The 16,119-nt window shown below is 66.4% G+C and carries 14 protein-coding genes; all 14 read right to left on the reverse strand.

The window, feature by feature from the left end; translation table 11 throughout:
* Nucleotides 1-425: 425 nt before the first annotated feature.
* Nucleotides 426-725, reverse strand: coding sequence for a DUF6968 family protein (locus G3M62_RS19030; protein ID WP_165189859.1), 300 nt, complete (start codon nucleotides 723-725; stop codon nucleotides 426-428).
* Between the two features lie 26 nt (nucleotides 726-751).
* Nucleotides 752-4,849, reverse strand: a complete 4,098-nt coding sequence (locus G3M62_RS19035; RefSeq protein WP_165189861.1) for an RHS repeat domain-containing protein — start codon at nucleotides 4,847-4,849, stop codon at nucleotides 752-754.
* A gap of 56 nt (nucleotides 4,850-4,905) precedes the next feature.
* Entirely contained in the window at nucleotides 4,906-6,438 is a 1,533-nt protein-coding gene (locus G3M62_RS19040) for an Ig-like domain-containing protein (RefSeq protein WP_246263322.1), read from the reverse strand.
* Between the two features lie 117 nt (nucleotides 6,439-6,555).
* Nucleotides 6,556-7,764, reverse strand: a complete 1,209-nt coding sequence (locus G3M62_RS19045; protein ID WP_165189863.1) for a type II secretion system F family protein — start codon at nucleotides 7,762-7,764, stop codon at nucleotides 6,556-6,558.
* Nucleotides 7,757-9,451 (reverse strand): GspE/PulE family protein, encoded by a 1,695-nt coding sequence (locus G3M62_RS19050; RefSeq protein ID WP_165189865.1) that lies wholly within the window; start codon nucleotides 9,449-9,451, stop codon nucleotides 7,757-7,759. Before G3M62_RS19050 ends, G3M62_RS19045 begins: the two co-directional genes overlap by 8 nt.
* On the reverse strand, nucleotides 9,448-10,191 hold the full coding sequence (locus G3M62_RS19055) for a prepilin peptidase (protein WP_165189867.1): 744 nt from the start codon (nucleotides 10,189-10,191) through the stop codon (nucleotides 9,448-9,450). Before G3M62_RS19055 ends, G3M62_RS19050 begins: the two co-directional genes overlap by 4 nt.
* Nucleotides 10,188-10,568 (reverse strand): type II secretion system major pseudopilin GspG, encoded by a 381-nt coding sequence (gspG, locus tag G3M62_RS19060; protein ID WP_246263323.1) that lies wholly within the window; start codon nucleotides 10,566-10,568, stop codon nucleotides 10,188-10,190. The genes G3M62_RS19055 and gspG overlap by 4 nt, the downstream gene beginning before the upstream one ends.
* A 5-nt stretch (nucleotides 10,569-10,573) precedes the next feature.
* Nucleotides 10,574-11,332 (reverse strand): hypothetical protein, encoded by a 759-nt coding sequence (locus G3M62_RS19065; protein WP_165189871.1) that lies wholly within the window; start codon nucleotides 11,330-11,332, stop codon nucleotides 10,574-10,576.
* Nucleotides 11,313-13,253: a type II secretion system secretin GspD gene (gene gspD / locus G3M62_RS19070; protein WP_165189873.1), complete on the reverse strand. Its 1,941-nt coding sequence runs from the start codon at nucleotides 13,251-13,253 to the stop codon at nucleotides 11,313-11,315. The genes G3M62_RS19065 and gspD overlap by 20 nt, the downstream gene beginning before the upstream one ends.
* Nucleotides 13,254-13,277: 24 nt before the next feature.
* Nucleotides 13,278-13,835, reverse strand: a complete 558-nt coding sequence (locus G3M62_RS19075) for a hypothetical protein (protein WP_165189875.1) — start codon at nucleotides 13,833-13,835, stop codon at nucleotides 13,278-13,280.
* Entirely contained in the window at nucleotides 13,811-14,326 is a 516-nt protein-coding gene (locus G3M62_RS19080; RefSeq protein ID WP_165189877.1) for a hypothetical protein, read from the reverse strand. The genes G3M62_RS19075 and G3M62_RS19080 overlap by 25 nt, the downstream gene beginning before the upstream one ends.
* Nucleotides 14,323-15,102, reverse strand: a complete 780-nt coding sequence (locus G3M62_RS19085) for a hypothetical protein (protein WP_165189879.1) — start codon at nucleotides 15,100-15,102, stop codon at nucleotides 14,323-14,325. The genes G3M62_RS19080 and G3M62_RS19085 overlap by 4 nt, the downstream gene beginning before the upstream one ends.
* Complete coding sequence (locus tag G3M62_RS19090) at nucleotides 15,099-15,656, reverse strand: type II secretion system protein (RefSeq protein ID WP_165189881.1); 558 nt, start codon at nucleotides 15,654-15,656, stop codon at nucleotides 15,099-15,101. Before G3M62_RS19090 ends, G3M62_RS19085 begins: the two co-directional genes overlap by 4 nt.
* Nucleotides 15,653-16,033 carry a hypothetical protein gene (locus G3M62_RS19095; RefSeq protein ID WP_165189883.1) on the reverse strand — a complete coding sequence of 127 codons (381 nt, stop codon included), beginning with the start codon at nucleotides 16,031-16,033 and terminating at the stop codon, nucleotides 15,653-15,655. Before G3M62_RS19095 ends, G3M62_RS19090 begins: the two co-directional genes overlap by 4 nt.
* Nucleotides 16,034-16,119 lie beyond the last annotated feature (86 nt).

Raw genomic sequence — 16,119 nt, forward strand, 5'->3', positions numbered from 1 at the left:
TTCAAACGACACGTGTTTTCCGACGGACGTCATAACGCAGGCGATCTGGCTCTACCCCGTTTCAGTTCGAGCTTAAGGGGCGTCCAAGAGCTACTTACTGAGCGTGGGATTGAGGCCAGTTATGAGACACTCACTATTGGACTAGGAAGTTTGGGCCGGTGATCGCCTAACGCTCGAAGAGCCTCTGCCCAAACCCGCTGCCACGTTGGCGTCCGGTCTAATGGGTTTCGTGACCAAGCAGCCGTCGCAAAGCTTTTGCTCTCATGATTTTGTGAACGAAAGCGACGACATCTAAAGAACAGGATGCGTGGCCTACTCCCCACTCGCCTCAATGCGCCGCGCCTGGCCCGGCAGAGCGGGATTCAATATTGAACCAACAACGCCCGACGCACACCGAACTGTCGATTGCCATACGACCTATCAAGTTACCAATTTATCAGCCCGGCAGTAGGAAAACCTAATTTTCCCCTATCTATAGACCCACTCCAACTCAGCCTTCCACTTTTATATTCTTCAGTAGTGTATAGTTTATTTCCAATTATTATTAAAGCACCAACTAATGCATTTATGGAATCAATACCCGCCCCATATCCTTCCACATTTTTACCCAAACCATTTATTTTAAAGCGACACAGATAATCGCCAAAAGACCCCACATCTTCAACGGGTGAAAATATTTCCACCTGAACTGCATCAACTTCGTCAAGCTGAAGCACACGTCGCATTATAATTTCCATGTCGTTCAATCCCTCTAGTTTGCTGCCGCGGCAGCGAGCCCCCCGACACCAATTGCAGTCGCTGCGGCCGCTCCGCACGGCTCCAACACCACGCACGCCCCAATCGCCACGCCAGCACCCACCACCACGGCGCCACGGGCAACTTGCTTTGCAGTAGGAAGAGGGATGTTGACATGGGGAACAGAAAGAGAAGTCACCAGGGGCGGCAAGGGCCTGTTGTTGCGTCGAGCCCAGTCCCTCTCCTGAGCACTAGCGTAACAGGCAGCCCTGAGAGCGGCCGGCTTAAGCCCGCGACAAACGTTCATTTCAATTTTCAGTTCTGTATCAAAATCATCGTCATCATCAGACGGCCCCTCGGGCGTCGGCCTAAGCGGGCTGATAGTTTTGAAGCGCGAGATGGAAACGATGCTGCGCCCTGGCCGCGCGTCATATTCATTGCGCCCCATTGGCCGCCAGCCAGGCGTGCCGCCGGCCGTTACATTGGTCGGATCAGCCTCGCAAATCGTCCATGCACATCCCCGCAAGCCGCTTGGATCATTAAAATTCAGCGGATCGTTGTGAACATAGGCATACCAATTGAGGCCGTCGCCATAGCCTGCGGGGTCGGTTTGTAGAAACCGCCCCAAGGCCGGGGAATAGGCCCGGGCCTTGTAATGGTAGACCCCGGCCTCCGGCAGCCAGATCTGACCGGTGTACTGGAACCGTCCAAGATTGGGCGCTGGCGGCGCATTGCCGTATTCGTCGTAGATATTCGTCTTGATCACCCCGCCAGCGGCGTTGGCCACCGAAACGATCGAGCCTTGGGGGTCAGCCGACAGATAGCGTAGATCGCCAAGGCCAGCCCCTTCGTACCAGAGTGCAGGCGCGTCCATTCCCACGCCCGGCACGTAGCGGCGCAGCACGGCGCCATTGGCGTATTCGGCCACCAAGTCCGAGCCCGAATACAGGAAGTTGGTCGTCACCCCGCTCGCCGTCACCTGCCAAAGACGGCCGGCCGGCTCATAAACCAGCGCCGCGCCCGACGAGGTGCTGATCAGGTTATTAAGCGCGTCATAGCCATAGGTCGTGCCGCCCTGGACTGACATGTTGCCGCGAAGGTCGTAGCTCACGGTATCCGTTGTCCCACTGACTACTGTGGCCAGTTGGTTTAGGCCGTTGATGGTGTAGGTCTTGTTGGCCTGCGCCTGGCCCCATTCATAGAGTGCGTTGCTGGCCGTACGGCTCTTGACTTGGCCGGCGGCGCTGTAGGTGAAGTTCCAAACGATATCCTGGGCCGTACCAGCGGGGTCGTGAGCCAGGGCGCTAAGGCGAGAAGCGGCGTCATAGGCTCGCCAGGTGTCGACAGCCGGCGCGCCATGGCCGAGCCAGGAATGGCCAAGACGGCCTAGATCGTCATAGCCGTAGGCCGCCACCGGCGTAACGCCATTCTCATAGATGCCGACGACCTCGCCGACGCTGTCGCGCGGATAGGCGACGAAGAAGCCATCGGGCCAGGTCATCCGAATACGGTTGCCCGCCAGGTCATACTGGTAGGACATCGCCAGACCGTTTGTGGTCTCGCTGGTCATCCGGCCTAGGGGATCGAAGCTGGAGGAGGCTGTTCCGCCGGCGTAGGACGTCAACGTGCGCCGGCCGAGATTGTCATAGCCGTAGGCCTCGCCGCGCAGCCCGTTTTGGGCGCGGTTCAGCGCGTCATAGGTGAACGTCAGCGACGTCCCGTCGCGTCGCCGCCAAGTGGTTAGATTGCCTGCCGCGTCATAACCGTAAGCGTCATAATCGCTGGTCGAGCTGCCCCCGCCCGAAGCGTTGGGATAACGCACAGAGGCCTGTCGATCGAAGCCATCATACCCGTAGGTCGTCAGATTGCCTTTGCCGTCGGCGACCGTCGCCATCTTGCCGTTAGGCGTATAGGTGATGAGCTTCTCGATCCTCTGTGAACTGGTCAGATAGCCAGTCACGACGTCGACCACCTGACCGACGATGTCATATTCGGTGACAGTGATCCGGTCCGGCCCGTCGGTGCCGGCGGTGCCCAGACTACAGGCCGAGGCAGGCGGCGCGCCGAACGTGGCGGGGTTCATCCGCTGGGTCGAGCAACGCATACGCCCTAGGGCGTCATACTCATACTGGGCGAGGGTCTGGATCGCGCCCTGACCGATGGTCCGCTCGGCGATCTTTCGCCCAAGGCCGTCATAGTCAGCGGTGTTGGTGCTAAGCGCCGAAAACGCCGCCCAATCGGTGTCCGAAGGGCTGGTGACCACGCCCTGCTCCGTCGATAGAACCGCGCTGTCCGCCCGGTAGGTCGTTCGGGTCGCGCGGTACTTCAGCGGCCCGGCGCCATCCGGATCGGGGCCTATGGTTCCGACGACCCGCCGCGCGGCGTCATAGCGATAGCGCGTCACGTCGTTCGCGCCCGGCAGGGGACCGTCGACGGAAACCTGGTTGCCGACGGCGTCATAGGCCACCGTCGTGGTCGCCGACAGCGAACCGTCGCCCGCGGCGACCGTCGTGGAGACGGGCAACAGGCTGTGCGGGGCCCCCTGACCGCCATAGGTGATCGTGGTGCGCGTCTCGTCCGCCGTGCCGATGCAGGACGCGGTCGTGTTGCAGATCGACGTCCCCGTCAGCTTGTAGACCGGCGTGGCCGATTGGACGACAGCGCCCGAGGCGTCCTTGTACCAGGCGTAGAGGGGCGTGTAGCTGTAACGCGTCTGGGGCCGAACGCCGTTGGCGGCGGCCGGGGCCGTCACCGTGAGCACGCCGCCGTGGTTGGGGTCGTAGGTATAGTCGGTCTGATGACCCAGGGCGTCGCGCGTCCAGAGCGGCTTGTTGCAGATCTTGGGATTGTCGCAGCCCCCGTCGTAGCCGGCGGTGATCGTGGTGGCGCTCAAGCCCGAGTTAGGCTTCGGAATCCGAGTGACCTGATAGACATTGCCGCGGCCATCATAGGCGTATTGCGTGGCGTCGCCTTCAGGGTTCGTGATTTGCGTGACGCGATTATAGGTGTCGTAGGTATAGGTGGTCGTGCGGTTCAGGGCGTCTGTGTCGGACAGCAGAATCTTGTTCAAAGAGTCCATAACCACGACGCGGGTATGCTGCAGCGGATCCTTGATGGTCGCCGTGCGAATGTAGGTGTTGTTGGCGGTGACGGTGACATAGTCATAGGCCCATAAACCGCCCGGCGTCGTGACATCGGCGTGCGCGGTCCGCGCCACGGCGTCCGACGTTTGCGAGACCCTCACATAGTCTACCTCGGCCCCAAGGAGGCGGTAGCCTATGCTGGGGGTCACGCCCGAAGAAGACGGATATGTCCTCACCGAGGCCGAACGACCTGCCGAGTCGGTAGAGATCGTGGCGGAGTAGGTCGCTCCGTCACCACCCGTGGAATAGGTCACCGTCGGCCAAGCAACGGACGTCGAGCAGGTGTCTGGAACCGGTGCGCAATAGTCGACGGCGTTGTTGATCATGTGGACGGCGGTTGCGCCTAGCCTCCCGCCCGGTGGATAATCGACTTTGTACTCATATCCATAGTTACTTACGACGGACAGCAATCGCTTCTTGGCGTAATTCGCGCAACTACCGTCTTCCGGATCCACCTGCCCGCAAAAATAATCTACCTGATAAGTATAGATTAATCTTTCACCGTTCGGCCAGACAACGTCGTCCAGATAGGCCGTCCCAATGGTGGCGCGACGCGTGTAGTGCGCCACTGCTCCGCTACCGGTTACGTAGTAATATTCACTTGTATTCGGCATGCCCCCAAGAACACCGTAGGACAATCGACCGCCAGTGGGCTCTTTCGGCACAAACTCGTACGTGTTCGGTACTGGTTTGAACGTCTCTGAATTACCATTGAGCGATACGGTCGTAACACCATCCAAATCGACAGAGATACTACCCTGCAAGACACTCACGCCGTTGGCGTCTTGGTTCGTCAACGCCCCTTCACCCGACTTTCCCACCGAAGCCGAGGCTCTCGACATCCTGATGGCGCCCGTCATCAGGTCCACGCCGTTCTCGTCGACGAGACTGCGCACCGGAGGCTGCAGTTCATCCTGAGCCGTCGCCACGCCAGGAACGCCAGCCCAGATACAAACCAGCATCGTCGCCATGGCGAATAGCTGAGACCAACGCGAAAGCATCGGATTTTTCACGGTCGAGCCTCGCACTAGTGATCCCAATATTCAGTTTCGACGAAGATACTGATCGTCGAGGACGCAACGCCGCCATGGCCGTTGCTGACGGTGTAGGTGACGGTCACGGTCTTGCTGAGCTTCGTGGCCACGACAGGGGCGTTGAACTGCACCTGGGTTCCGCCGGCGGTCACCGAGGCGGTGCCGCCGCCGCTGACGCTGACGCCGGTGATGGTCAGCGGATAGCCGTTCGGATCGCTGTCATTGGCCAGCGGAGCCACGAACACCGTCTGATGCGAATAGACGTCCGCAGTGTCCGGGTTCAGCACCGGCGCCGGCGCGCCGGCGACGGACACCGCCACCGAGCCCGCAGCACTGGTTCCACCTGGACCAGTGGCGTTGAACGCAAAGCTGTCGGTTCCGAAATAGCCGCTCGCCGGATAGTAGGTGACCGTCGTGCCGCTCAAGCCCAATGAACCGTGAGCCGGCGCGACCGGGAAGCCGATGCTGGAATAGATCCCAGATACGGGCAGGGCTACCGCGCCGCTACCGTTGTAGGATGAGGCCAGCGACGTGTTGCCCACGATCGGCGCGGGAGGATTGGCGACGCTGACCGAAACGACACCCACGCCGCTGGTCCCGCCAGGTCCCGTGGCGTTGTAAGTAAAGCTGTCCGCGCCATAGTAACCGGCCACTGGAATGTAGGTGACGGTCGCGCCGCTCAAACTTGCCGAGCCGTGGGCCGGAGCGGTAAGAAGAGCGATGCTGGTGTAGGGACCACCAACCGGCAGAGTCACTGCGCCGCTACCGTTGTAGGACGAACTCAGCGACGCATTGGGAGCCGTCGGCGCGGGGTACGACGGAACAACCGTGACGGACATTGTCCGGACCGGCGAGTTGCCGAACGGGCTGGCGCCGTGAAAGGTGAAGCTGTCGGGCCCGCTGTAGCCAGCCTGTGGGGTGTAGACAGACTGATTGCCGACATTGATGACATAGGTCGGCGCAGAGAGCGAACCATGCGCGGGCGAGGTGTCGATCGCCGCTAGAGCATAGTCGCCGCCGACGGGATAGGTGAACGTGATCGGCGTGTTGTAGTTGACCGAGATCGACCCGTTGTTGGCGACCGGCGGCGCGCCGTTTCCAATGGTGACGCTGATCGTGCGCGTCGGCGACGGGCCGCCCGGACCAACGGCGTGATAGGTAAAGCTGTCAGCACCGTAGTTGGGCCAGACCGCCGTATAGGTCAGGGTCGTACCCGAGATCGCGACCGTGCCCTTGGCGGGATTGCTGTCAATCACCAATCCCGTGACCACGCCTGAGGTCGAGGGGGTGATGCTGGCGGTGCTGTTGTAGGCGACGCTGAGCGTTCCATCGGCCGCGGTCGGCGCATCGTCTACGGCGAGCGCGGTCCGGTTGCCCGCCGCATCGTAGGCGTACGTCACCGTCTTGTTCGACCGAACGACGGTCTTGACCTGCCCCTGTGGGTCATAGGTGTAGGTTGTCGTTACCTGGGCCGACGACATGACCGGCATGCTCGCGGCGGCAAGCAAGGCCAAAGCGATCGCCACGCGCGACCGCACCATAAAAGCCACTGAACGCCCCCACCCAAGCCCCGACCAAGCTTGACCTTATGGTGGCTTTTTGACCCATGCAACCAAGGGGCGTTAAAATTTATGCGATAGTTCTCAGTTCAGCGCAGCCTGCCCTAGCTCGGTCACGCCAGACAGCAATCCGGCCATCATCAAGCCGATCAGCCCGCCAAGCAGGACGATCAGGACCGGTCCCAACAGTCGTGCGGCCGCCTCGATATCGCGCACCGCGGCGTCCTCCTCCAATTTGCCGGAACGCTGCAGCATCCGCCCCAGGGCCCCTGCCGACTCCCCCACCGAGACCAGCCGCACGATGGTTGGCGGAAAGCCCTTTACGGCCTGTAGGGCCTGGGACAGCGACACGCCCTGACGCACCTGCTGCAGCACGATCCGCAGGCGGGTCTTGGCCAGGTCCGAGCGCACGCCGCGAATGGCCAGCCGCAGGGCGTCGCTCATCGGCGCGCCAGCCGTCAGCATCGAACCCAGCGAGATCGCGAAGCCCCCAAACGCCAGGGCGCAGGTTGTGCGCCGCCAGGGCCCCGCGAGCCAGAGACGGTCGAGGGGCCGGGCCAGCAGTCCGGCTCGACTAAGGATCAGCGTCAGGACGATCACGCCGCCAAGACCGCCGGCGAAGACGAAGCCCTGCTCGCGCAACAGGCGGCTGGCCGCCAGCAATCCCGACAGGATCGGCGCCCTGCCCTCGCCGCCTTCGCTGACCAGCGGCTCCAGCGACGGCACGACGGCCAGCAGGATCACGCCGGCCGCCGCCAGGGTGCTGATCAGCACGAACAGCGGATAGGCCAGGGCGCCGACCAACTGTTGGCGCAGCTTGATGGCCGCCTCCAGCATCTCCCCGGCCCGGCGCAGCGCCTGGGGCAGATCGCCGGACGCCTCGCCCGCCGCGACCAGGGCCGCCACGAAGCCGTGCCGGGGCGCCAGGGTGCGGGCGAAGGCCGCGTCGAGCGCCTCACCGGCGCTGATGTCCTGCAGCAGGCGGCGGCAGGCGTTGGCGACGCGCGAGCCCTGGGCCCGGGAGAGCAGGACGTTGAGCGCCGAGCGCATGTCGGCGCCGGCTTCCAGAAGGTCCGCCAGGCTGAGCAGGACCTCGGCGCTTTCCCGGTCCCCGAGGCCGGGGTCGCCGCCGCCGCGGACCTGAGCCGCCGCCGGCCGCAGCTTGAGCGGCGACAAGCCCTGGCGGCGCAGGCGCTCGAAGGCGGCCTGCTCGCTGGGTCCCTGCACCTGGCCGCGCACGCGCTTGCCGTCGGCCCCCAGCGCCACATAGGCGAAGGTCTGGCCGTCAGTCATGGACCGCGCCCATCACTTCCTCCAGCGTGGTCTCGCCGCGCATCGCCTTGTCCAGGCCGTCGGCGGCCATGCTGGCCAGGCCCAAATGGCGGGCCAGGCGTCCGATCTCGGCGGCCGACTGACGATCGGCGATGGCCCTGAGCAGGGCCTCGTCGGTCAGGAAGGCCTCGGCGATCGGCACGCGCCCACGGAAGCCGGCCCCCTTGCAGGCCGGACACCCCTGGGCGCGGAAGATCCGCATCGGCGCGGCCAGGCCTTGGTTGGCGACGAAGCCCAGCTCGGCCTCGGTCGGCGCCGTCGTCTCCCGGCAGTGCGGACACAGACGCCGCACCAACCGCTGGGCCACCGCGCCCCGGAACGCCGCCGCCAGCTGATACGGCTCCACGCCCATGTCCAGCAGACGAGGCAACACCGCCAGGGCGTCGTTGGCGTGGATCGAGGCCAGGACCAGATGGCCGGTCATGGCCGCCTGGATGGCCACGGCCGCCGTCTCCGGATCGCGAATTTCCCCCACCAGGATGACATCCGGGTCCTGGCGCAGGAACGAGCGCAGGGCGGCGGCGAAGGTCAGGCCCAGTTGCGGGGCGACCTGGGTCTGGGAGACGTGATCGAAATGGTATTCGACCGGGTCCTCGGCGCTCAACACCTTCTTGGGCGAGCCGGTGAAGGTTTCCAGCAGGGCGTAGAGCGTGGTCGTCTTGCCGCTGCCGGTGGGGCCGGTGACCAGGAAGATGCCGTGCGGCGCGCGGCCGGCCTGGCGCAGCACCTCGGTCACGTCCCGCGCCAGGCCCAGGCCGTCGAGTTCGAGCGGGACAGCGCTGCGGTCGAGAATCCGCAGCACGGCGGCCTCGCCGAACACCGTCGGGGCCGTGGCCACCCGGACATCGACCGACTTGCCGCCGATCACGAACGAGGTGCGCCCGTCCTGCGGCAGGCGTCGTTCGCCCAGGTTGAGGTTGGCGATCACCTTGATCCGCGACACCGCCGGCGCGGCCATGTCGGCGGCCACCACACGGTAGTCGACCATCCGCCCGTCCACCCGCAGTCGGACGCGCAGGTCGTGGCGGCGGGGTTCGAAATGGATGTCGGACGCGCCCAGGGCGATGGCCTCCTCGAACGCTTCGGCCACCAGACGCGCGCCGCCGCCCTCTACCGCGCCATCCGAAACTTGGTCGATCTCGCGGGCCAGGCGACGCTCGTCCACCGCCTCAGCCGGCGCGGCGCCCTCGGGGCCGTGGCGCTCATCGAAAGCTCGCCGCCACTCGGCGGGACGCGCGGCCAGCACGCTGACCGGACGATTGGCCGCGAAGACGAGGCCGGCCAGAGCCTCGTCGTCCAAGGGATCGCAGGCGGCACAGACCAGGGCCGGGCCGCTCGCGTCGATCGGCAACAGGCGGGCGCGGCGTAGGAAGTCGGTGGTGACGCCCAGGCTGGCGATCTCGACGGTCACGGGTTGGCGACGCGGCTCCCAGATCTCGCAACCCGCCGCCTGGGCGTAGGCGTTGGTCAGATCCTCGTCCGACAGCACGCCCAGCTGGTTCAGCACCTGCTCGACCGGCTGGCCCGTGCGCACGGCGACCAGTTCGGCCCGGGACAGGGCGGCGGTCTCGACAAGGTCGCGCTCGATCAGGTCCTCGAGCAGGCGCGCGCGCGCCTCGGCGCGCGAAGGGCTACGGACCGGCGTCATGGGATCAGGTCTCCGAACAGGCCCGCCTGCAGGGCTAGGCCGACCACCCAGCCGCTGGCCGCCAGGACGGGTCCGAAGGCGATTCTGCCGTCGGCGGGCTTGGCCACGCGGACCTGGAGAAGGCCGAACAGGCCAGCCAGCGCCACGGCCCAGGGCGTCGCCGCGCCCAGCCATAGGGCCAGGGCGATGGCCAGTTTGACGTCTCCCAGACCCAGGCCGGGATCACCTCGCCGGGCGGCGAAACCTCGACGTAGCAGAAGCAGGGCGCCGCCCGTCAGGACGCCCGCGACAAGGCCGGCCAGCACGGCTTCGGGTCCCCGCAACAGCGAAAGACCAACGCCCAGGATCGCCACGGCCAGACTGGCCAAATCTGGCAACCGGCGCACGACGGCGTCGGCGGCCGCGGCGGCGATCAACACCAAGCCAAGCGCGGCGGCCGCCAGCGCCGACCCGATCGGCAAGGTCGCGACACTGACCATCGCCAGTACGGCGCCCAGGACCTCGCCAACGAAGTGTCCCCGATGGATCGGCGCGCGACAACACGCGCAAGCCCCGCCCAACCGCACGTAGGAGACGATCGGGACGGTGGCGCCATATCCCAGAGGCGTGGCGCAACCGTCGCAACGCGAGCGCCCGCTCAGCGCCTGCTCGCCTCGCGCCCAGCGCAAACCAGCCGTGACGGCGAAGCTGCCGACGACCGCCCCTACGGGCAGAGCCAGAATGGCGCCCAGCAGGTTCATTTCGGCGCGACCAGATCGCGTTTGGTCCCCGATCCACCGACCTTGCGGTCGGAGCCGAGACTGACGACTTTGAAATCCCCGTCATCGTCGACGACGCGATAGAGGATGTCGTTGGTCCACGGATCCTTCAGGTTGGCGGCCGATTTCAGATAGGGACCGGTCCAGCCCTCGACGTCAGCCGGCTCGGTGATCAGCACCTTGAGTCCTTCGCCGGCCGTTGGGTAGCGGCCGGTGTCAGAGTGGAACATCTCGACGGCGGCGGCCACCGACTCCAGCTGCAGCTGGGCGGATTTCACACGGGCGCGCCCCAGCTGCCCCATCAGGTTTGGCGTCAGCACCGCGGCAATCAGGCCGATGATCGCGATGACCACCAGCATCTCGGTCAGGGTGTAGCCGGCGTCCCGTCCGTTCCGCTCTCGCCCGTCGTTGGAGGCTCGATGGTCTTGTCGCATGTCACGCCTTTCCCCACGCCTCGTCCGAAGCGTCGCCATATCACCGCGCTGGGTTTCTCGGCCCGCCCGATCAATCTCACAATCCGCTCGTCCATCCAGCCATCTTCAGTGCTGGCGCGAATTCGCCAGACCTGACCCGCGCGCGCCCCGCCCGGTTCCTCAACCGGTTGGCGGGTCCCGCCGAGGCTGACGACCTTGGCCGCCCCCCAGGGCGAGATGGCGCTGGCCGCGCAAGCGCGCCAGCCACGTCCATCGTCCGCCGCCTGGATCTGGTCCGGCGCCGCAGTCTTCGCCTCCAGCCCAGCCAACCGCTGACGAGCCCCGCCCGGATCGACCGCGCCCAGGCCGATCAATGTCTTGTCGTCCAAGTCACTCGCCAGAGCCAGTCGCAGCTTGGGCGCCTCGGCCTCGGCCAATAGCGAAACCTCCCTGACGTCGAGCCCGCCGACGCTCCAGGCCAGCCGCCCCGGGCCAGACCCGTTCAGAAGCTTGGTCGCCGCCAGCATCTGCGCGCCGGACAAGGCGTACTCGGCCTGACTGCGTCGATAGTCAGCCCGCGCCAGCTTCAGGGCGGCGACGCCGCGCATGACCAGGGCCGCCGCCAGGATCGCGATGGCCAGGCTGACCGCCAGGGCCGCGGCCGTGGCGTAGCCCCCGTCGCCCTGGTCCTCAGCGCGGCAGCAGGCCACGGCTCTCGATCTCGCGCATGTCGGCCAGCAGATCGCGCGTCATCAGGCTGGAGGCGGCCGGATCGCGCATGATCTTGACGGTCAACAACACCACCAGTTCGGTGCGCGCCCCCTCCTTCGACTTGGACTTGAAGAGGTTGCCTAGCACCTTGACGTCCTTGAGGCCCGGCACGCCGCTGTTGGAGTCGGTGCTACGATGGCTGATAAGTCCGCCCAGAGCGACGACCGCGCCATCCTGAAGCACCAGGGTGCTGGACAACTTGCGCTGCTGGATGGTCGGAGAGTCGATGCCCGAGGTCACGGTCTTGGACACGCCGCTGACCTCCTGGGCGATATCCACCACCACCTTGTCGTCACCGCTGATCCTGGGCGTGACCTCGAGGATCACGCCGGTGTCGCGGTAATCCACCGTATTGACGATGGCCGGCGTAGACGTGGTGGTGTTGGTGGCCGTCTGGGTGACGATCGGAACCTGGTCGCCGATCTGCAGACGGGCCTTGTGGTTGTCCAGAGTGATCAGCTTGGGCGCGGAGACCACGTCAATGGTCGTGCGCGAGCCTAGGGCGTTGATGGCCGCGTCGATATCACCGCCCAAATAGGTGATCGAGAAGCCCGGGAATTTGGGGCCGACCACGCCGTTGTCGGTGTAGACCGAATTACCCCCCAGCTTGCCGCTATCGCTCACCGCCGACCAGTCGACGCCGAAACGGAAGTCGTTGGTCAGGCTGACCTCGATGATCGAGGCCTCGATCATCACCTGGGCAGGCGGGCGATCGATCTCGGCCAGGGTCTGTAGCAGGCTCATCCAGCGCGCGGCCGGAGCACGGACGATCAGGGTGTTGCTGTCACGGTCGACGCCGATGCGCACCCCATCCTCCAGCTTCTGATCGCTCGAGCCTTCGCTGTCGTTCCCGCCGCCGGATTTCGCGCCACCGTCATCCTTGACGGATGCGGCGGAGTCCACGGCTTGGGAGACATCGCGGCCAGCGGAGCGGTCGATGGTCTCGCCGCCATTCCCGCTACCGGTCCCCAGGACTTGTGACAGGGTCCGGGCCAAGGAAGCGGCCGAGGCGCTGCGGGGGCGATAGACGTAGAGCTGGGTGGAGAGATCGCGCGAAGGGGTGTCCAGGCGAGCGATCCAACCGGCCACCTCGTTCATCGCCGTCTCGGTGCGGGCCGAAACGATCAGTCCGTTCAGTCGGCTCAGCGGCGACACCGAAACGCCCTGCACGCCGGCGGTGGCCAGGATCTTGGCCAGATCAGTCGCTACCGCGCCCGCCGAGGCTTGGCGCAGATCGAACCAGCGGATGCGCGCACCCTCGAAGACGTTGCGGTCCAAGACCTTGATGGTCTCCAGCAGCGACTGCACCTCCGTACCCGATCCGCCCAGAACGATCAGGCCCAGCTTATCGTTTGAATAGAGCACCGCCTTGGAGCCGGTCATCGCCTCCAGCGCCTTGGCCACTTCGGTGGGGGCGGAGAACGACAACGGCACGGCCACGATATCATAACCGCCGCGCCGCGCGCCGCTGAGCGCGCTGGGATCGCGCAACGCCGCTGACGAGCGGGCCTTGTCGCGCGGCGCCAGCACCAGGCTGTCGCCCTGGCGCAGCAGAGCGACATCGTTGACCGCCAAGGCCGCCTCGAAAGCTTCGAGAAGCTGGGCGCGGGTCAGCCGCCGGTCGATCCGGAACGACACCTTGCCGGTGACGCCGGGATCGACCGTGTAGGGCACGCCCAGGGCGTTGCCGAGAATCTCCTCGGCCACCTGAGCGATGTCGGCGTCGCGAAAGGCGAAGGTGAACGATTCCGCACGCTCGGCCGCCGCCGCGGGCGCTGCCCTCGCCGACCCCGAGCCCGCCATGGGAAGGATCAGGCAGGTCCCGCTGAGGACGAGGCAGAGCATGCGCTTGAACGTCATGAAAAGCTTCACTTGAGACACGTCTTATCCGCCAAAGCCGGGCGCGCTGGCGGGCGGCGGGGGCGACCTGAAGCCGGGCGGCGGCAAGTCGCCCGACATGGACATCGGCATCGCGGACGAGGCGCTATTGCTGGCGATCGGCCCTCCCGGGGCGACGGGCGTGGCTTCGCCGATCCGCAAGGTCCGCACGCCCAGCGGCAGGTCCAGCGCGGCCCGGCCGGACCCGACGTCGCGCAGCACCACGCCGTCGCGGCTCTCGCCCAGGGCCAGCCAGGCCGGAGGCTTACCGTCGATGGCCAGCAGGGCGGCTGCGCGTCCCGGCATGCGCGACACGCCCAGCATCGCCACCGCCGGATCGCGCACAGCGTTGGGACCGGTGGAGAGGGCGAACAATGGAGGACCCGACAGCGACGGCGGGTCGCTCTCCAGACCGCGTTTCGCGCTAAAGACATGCAGGGCGGCCAGGCGATCCTGCGCCGGAGCCAGAACATCCTGCCGGCCAGCGGCCAGCCAGGCGGTCGCGCCCAGTGCCAGCCCCACCCCGGCGCAGATCGGGATCAAAGGCGCGCGGAGGTCGAGCAATAGAAGTGTCCTGAAAACCGAAGGGAGACAGCCGAGGTCTTGGAGACCAGATCGACCGAGTCGGCGAAAAGGATCGGCCGCGCCGCGTCCAGGCTTCGCAGCAGAGCCGTGGCGTCCTCGTAGGACCCCACGGTCTCGAAGCGGAAATTGACGACCAGAAGGCTGTCGCCGACCGGCGTGGAGGGCGAAAACGCGATCGTGGCCAACTTGGCTTGGCCAAGACCGCCGCGCAGCTTCTGCTCGACGATCCCCACGCCGCGCCCGACGCCCTCCCGGCAGAGCGCGCCGCGCGGATAGGCCGGGCCGCCGGCGTCGGCGCGTTGCAGGGTCTCGATGCGCTCGAGCTTTCGGTCCAGTTCCGCCAATCGCGCCGCGCGATCGTCAGGGCGGGCCAAGGCCGACAGACCCGTGGCCGTGGCGATGGCCATGGCGCCGCCGATCATCGCCGCGGCGACCGCCAAGCCCGGACCGCCAGCGCGTTCGCGGCTCATCGTCCGGCCTCCTCGGGCTCGATCCGCCATGTGGTCGCCCCCACGCGGGTGACCGTGCGATGGAGATCGATGAACGGCGAAGTCTCGCCGCGCGCCTCGACCTGGCTTACGCCGTGATCCCAGCGCCAGGTTTCGATGCGAGCGTCGGGACCGCGCGCCGCCATCGCCCAGGCCAAATCCGTCAGCGGCGACGAGACCCGATCCTCCGGCGATGCGGCGACCAGCGCCGCCGACTGCCGGCGAACCAGCTGGCTCGCCTCGGCGCGCTGCAGCTTCACCGCTGCGTCGTGCTCCAGCGTCGCCAGCTGTTCCTCGCCTTGAGCGCGGGCCAGCAAGGCCCCGGCGACCGACACGACCAGCAGGGCCGCGACGCCCGCCGCCGCGACGCCGACCAGCAGCGCGCGTCTCGCCCGGCGCGCCTGGGCCTCTGGCGGCTCGAACACCACCTGCGCCCGCCGGCCTTCAACTTCGACGTCCGCCTCGAACCGTTCCTGAATTTCCGAAACGCGCACATAGCAAGCGGCGAACAGGGCGCTCTGGTTGGAACGCCAGGGCGTCAGGCGCTTGAGTTGCAGGTGCACCTGATCCATCGGCAGCGGCGCTTCATGGCGCGCCGCCAACTGGGCGCCATGCCGCTGCTCCCACGGCCAACCGGCCGGCGCCTGGATCGCGCGGGTGAACACACGCGGCGGCGCGGCGGGAGCCTCGTCAAAGGCGATGTCGGTCACGGCTTCGCCGTCCGCCTCGACCAGGCGCAGATCCAGGGGCGTCCTCATGGCGTCTTGATCCTGCAGGCCCCGGCGATGGCGTCGAACTGGCAATCGCGGGGCTCGAAGGCCCAGACTCGCGCCACCGCCAGCGGCCGAGCCGGCTTCGCAGCGGACAGCAGAATGGCCCGCGGCGCAGCGTCCTGGACATCTTCCCCCGTCGTGGCGGCTGGCGGCCAGGCCGCGACCGCGCCACGGCGGTCCAGATAGCTGAACCGCACATCCGGCTGACGAAGACGGACGCGTCGCGATCCCGACCGCCCTTGAAGGACGAGGACGGTGCGCCGCCGGTCGGCTTCCAGCCGAACGGTACAGGTCGTCGTCCCGCACGTCGCCGAAAGACCGCGATCGTCGCCGCTTAAGGTCTCGACGTCCTGCTCGGCCAGCCATGTGGTCAGGGCGCGATCAGCCGCGCGATCATCGACCAGGCGTGTGGAAATGCGGGTCGAGGTCAATTGCTGGCGAGCGATCAGGCTGGCGACCAGGCCCAGCCCGCCCATGGCCATGCCGAGGATCGCCAGGGCCGCCAGCATCTCGGCCAGGGTGTAGCCGTCGTCGGTCATCCGACCGTCTCGGGCAGGCAGGTGTCGACGGTGGCGATGCGATAGATACGACCGCTGGCGGCCTTGGCCGAAGCGGTGCGCACGCAGGGTGTCGCCCGGTGAGGCGACGTATCGCCAGCCACATGGGCTTCGACCCGCCAGTCGAGGCCCTGGTCGTGGCCGCTCCAGACGCCGGCTTCGCCAGTGGTGCTTTCCAGGCGTTCGCGCAGCAGCAGTTCGGCGTCGCGGGTCTCGCCGGCCGAGCGGCTGGCACGCGCCCCGACCTGGACCGCCATCAGCGACAAGGCCAGGCTCGACGACAGGATGGTGACGGCCACCAGGGCGTCAACGGCCGCGAAGCCCTCCTGGCCCCGGATCGGACCTGGTTCCTGACGCATATGCCCCACTCCGCGCCCCGACGCGCATACCCCGGAGGCTTGGCCTCCTAGCGCCTGATATCACGCGATGCAGGCGGATGAACAGC

The organism is Caulobacter soli, assembly GCF_011045195.1.
Lineage (GTDB): Bacteria > Pseudomonadota > Alphaproteobacteria > Caulobacterales > Caulobacteraceae > Caulobacter > Caulobacter soli.

Excerpts from the sequence above, each read along its gene's own strand:
- G3M62_RS19050 (WP_165189865.1), bottom strand. The coding sequence starts at position 9,451 with ATGACGCCGGTCCGTAGCCCTTCGCGCGCCGAGGCGCGCGCGCGCCTG.
- gspG (WP_246263323.1), bottom strand. The coding sequence starts at position 10,568 with ATGCTGGTGGTCATCGCGATCATCGGCCTGATTGCCGCGGTGCTGACG.
- G3M62_RS19035 (WP_165189861.1), bottom strand. The coding sequence starts at position 4,849 with ATGGCGACGATGCTGGTTTGTATCTGGGCTGGCGTTCCTGGCGTGGCG.
- G3M62_RS19090 (WP_165189881.1), bottom strand. The coding sequence starts at position 15,656 with ATGACCGACGACGGCTACACCCTGGCCGAGATGCTGGCGGCCCTGGCG.
- G3M62_RS19080 (WP_165189877.1), bottom strand. The coding sequence starts at position 14,326 with ATGAGCCGCGAACGCGCTGGCGGTCCGGGCTTGGCGGTCGCCGCGGCG.
- G3M62_RS19095 (WP_165189883.1), bottom strand. The coding sequence starts at position 16,033 with ATGCGTCAGGAACCAGGTCCGATCCGGGGCCAGGAGGGCTTCGCGGCC.
- G3M62_RS19030 (WP_165189859.1), bottom strand. The coding sequence starts at position 725 with ATGCGACGTGTGCTTCAGCTTGACGAAGTTGATGCAGTTCAGGTGGAA.
- G3M62_RS19045 (WP_165189863.1), bottom strand. The coding sequence starts at position 7,764 with ATGACTGACGGCCAGACCTTCGCCTATGTGGCGCTGGGGGCCGACGGC.
- G3M62_RS19085 (WP_165189879.1), bottom strand. The coding sequence starts at position 15,102 with ATGAGGACGCCCCTGGATCTGCGCCTGGTCGAGGCGGACGGCGAAGCC.
- gspD (WP_165189873.1), bottom strand. The coding sequence starts at position 13,253 with ATGACGTTCAAGCGCATGCTCTGCCTCGTCCTCAGCGGGACCTGCCTG.
- G3M62_RS19055 (WP_165189867.1), bottom strand. The coding sequence starts at position 10,191 with ATGAACCTGCTGGGCGCCATTCTGGCTCTGCCCGTAGGGGCGGTCGTC.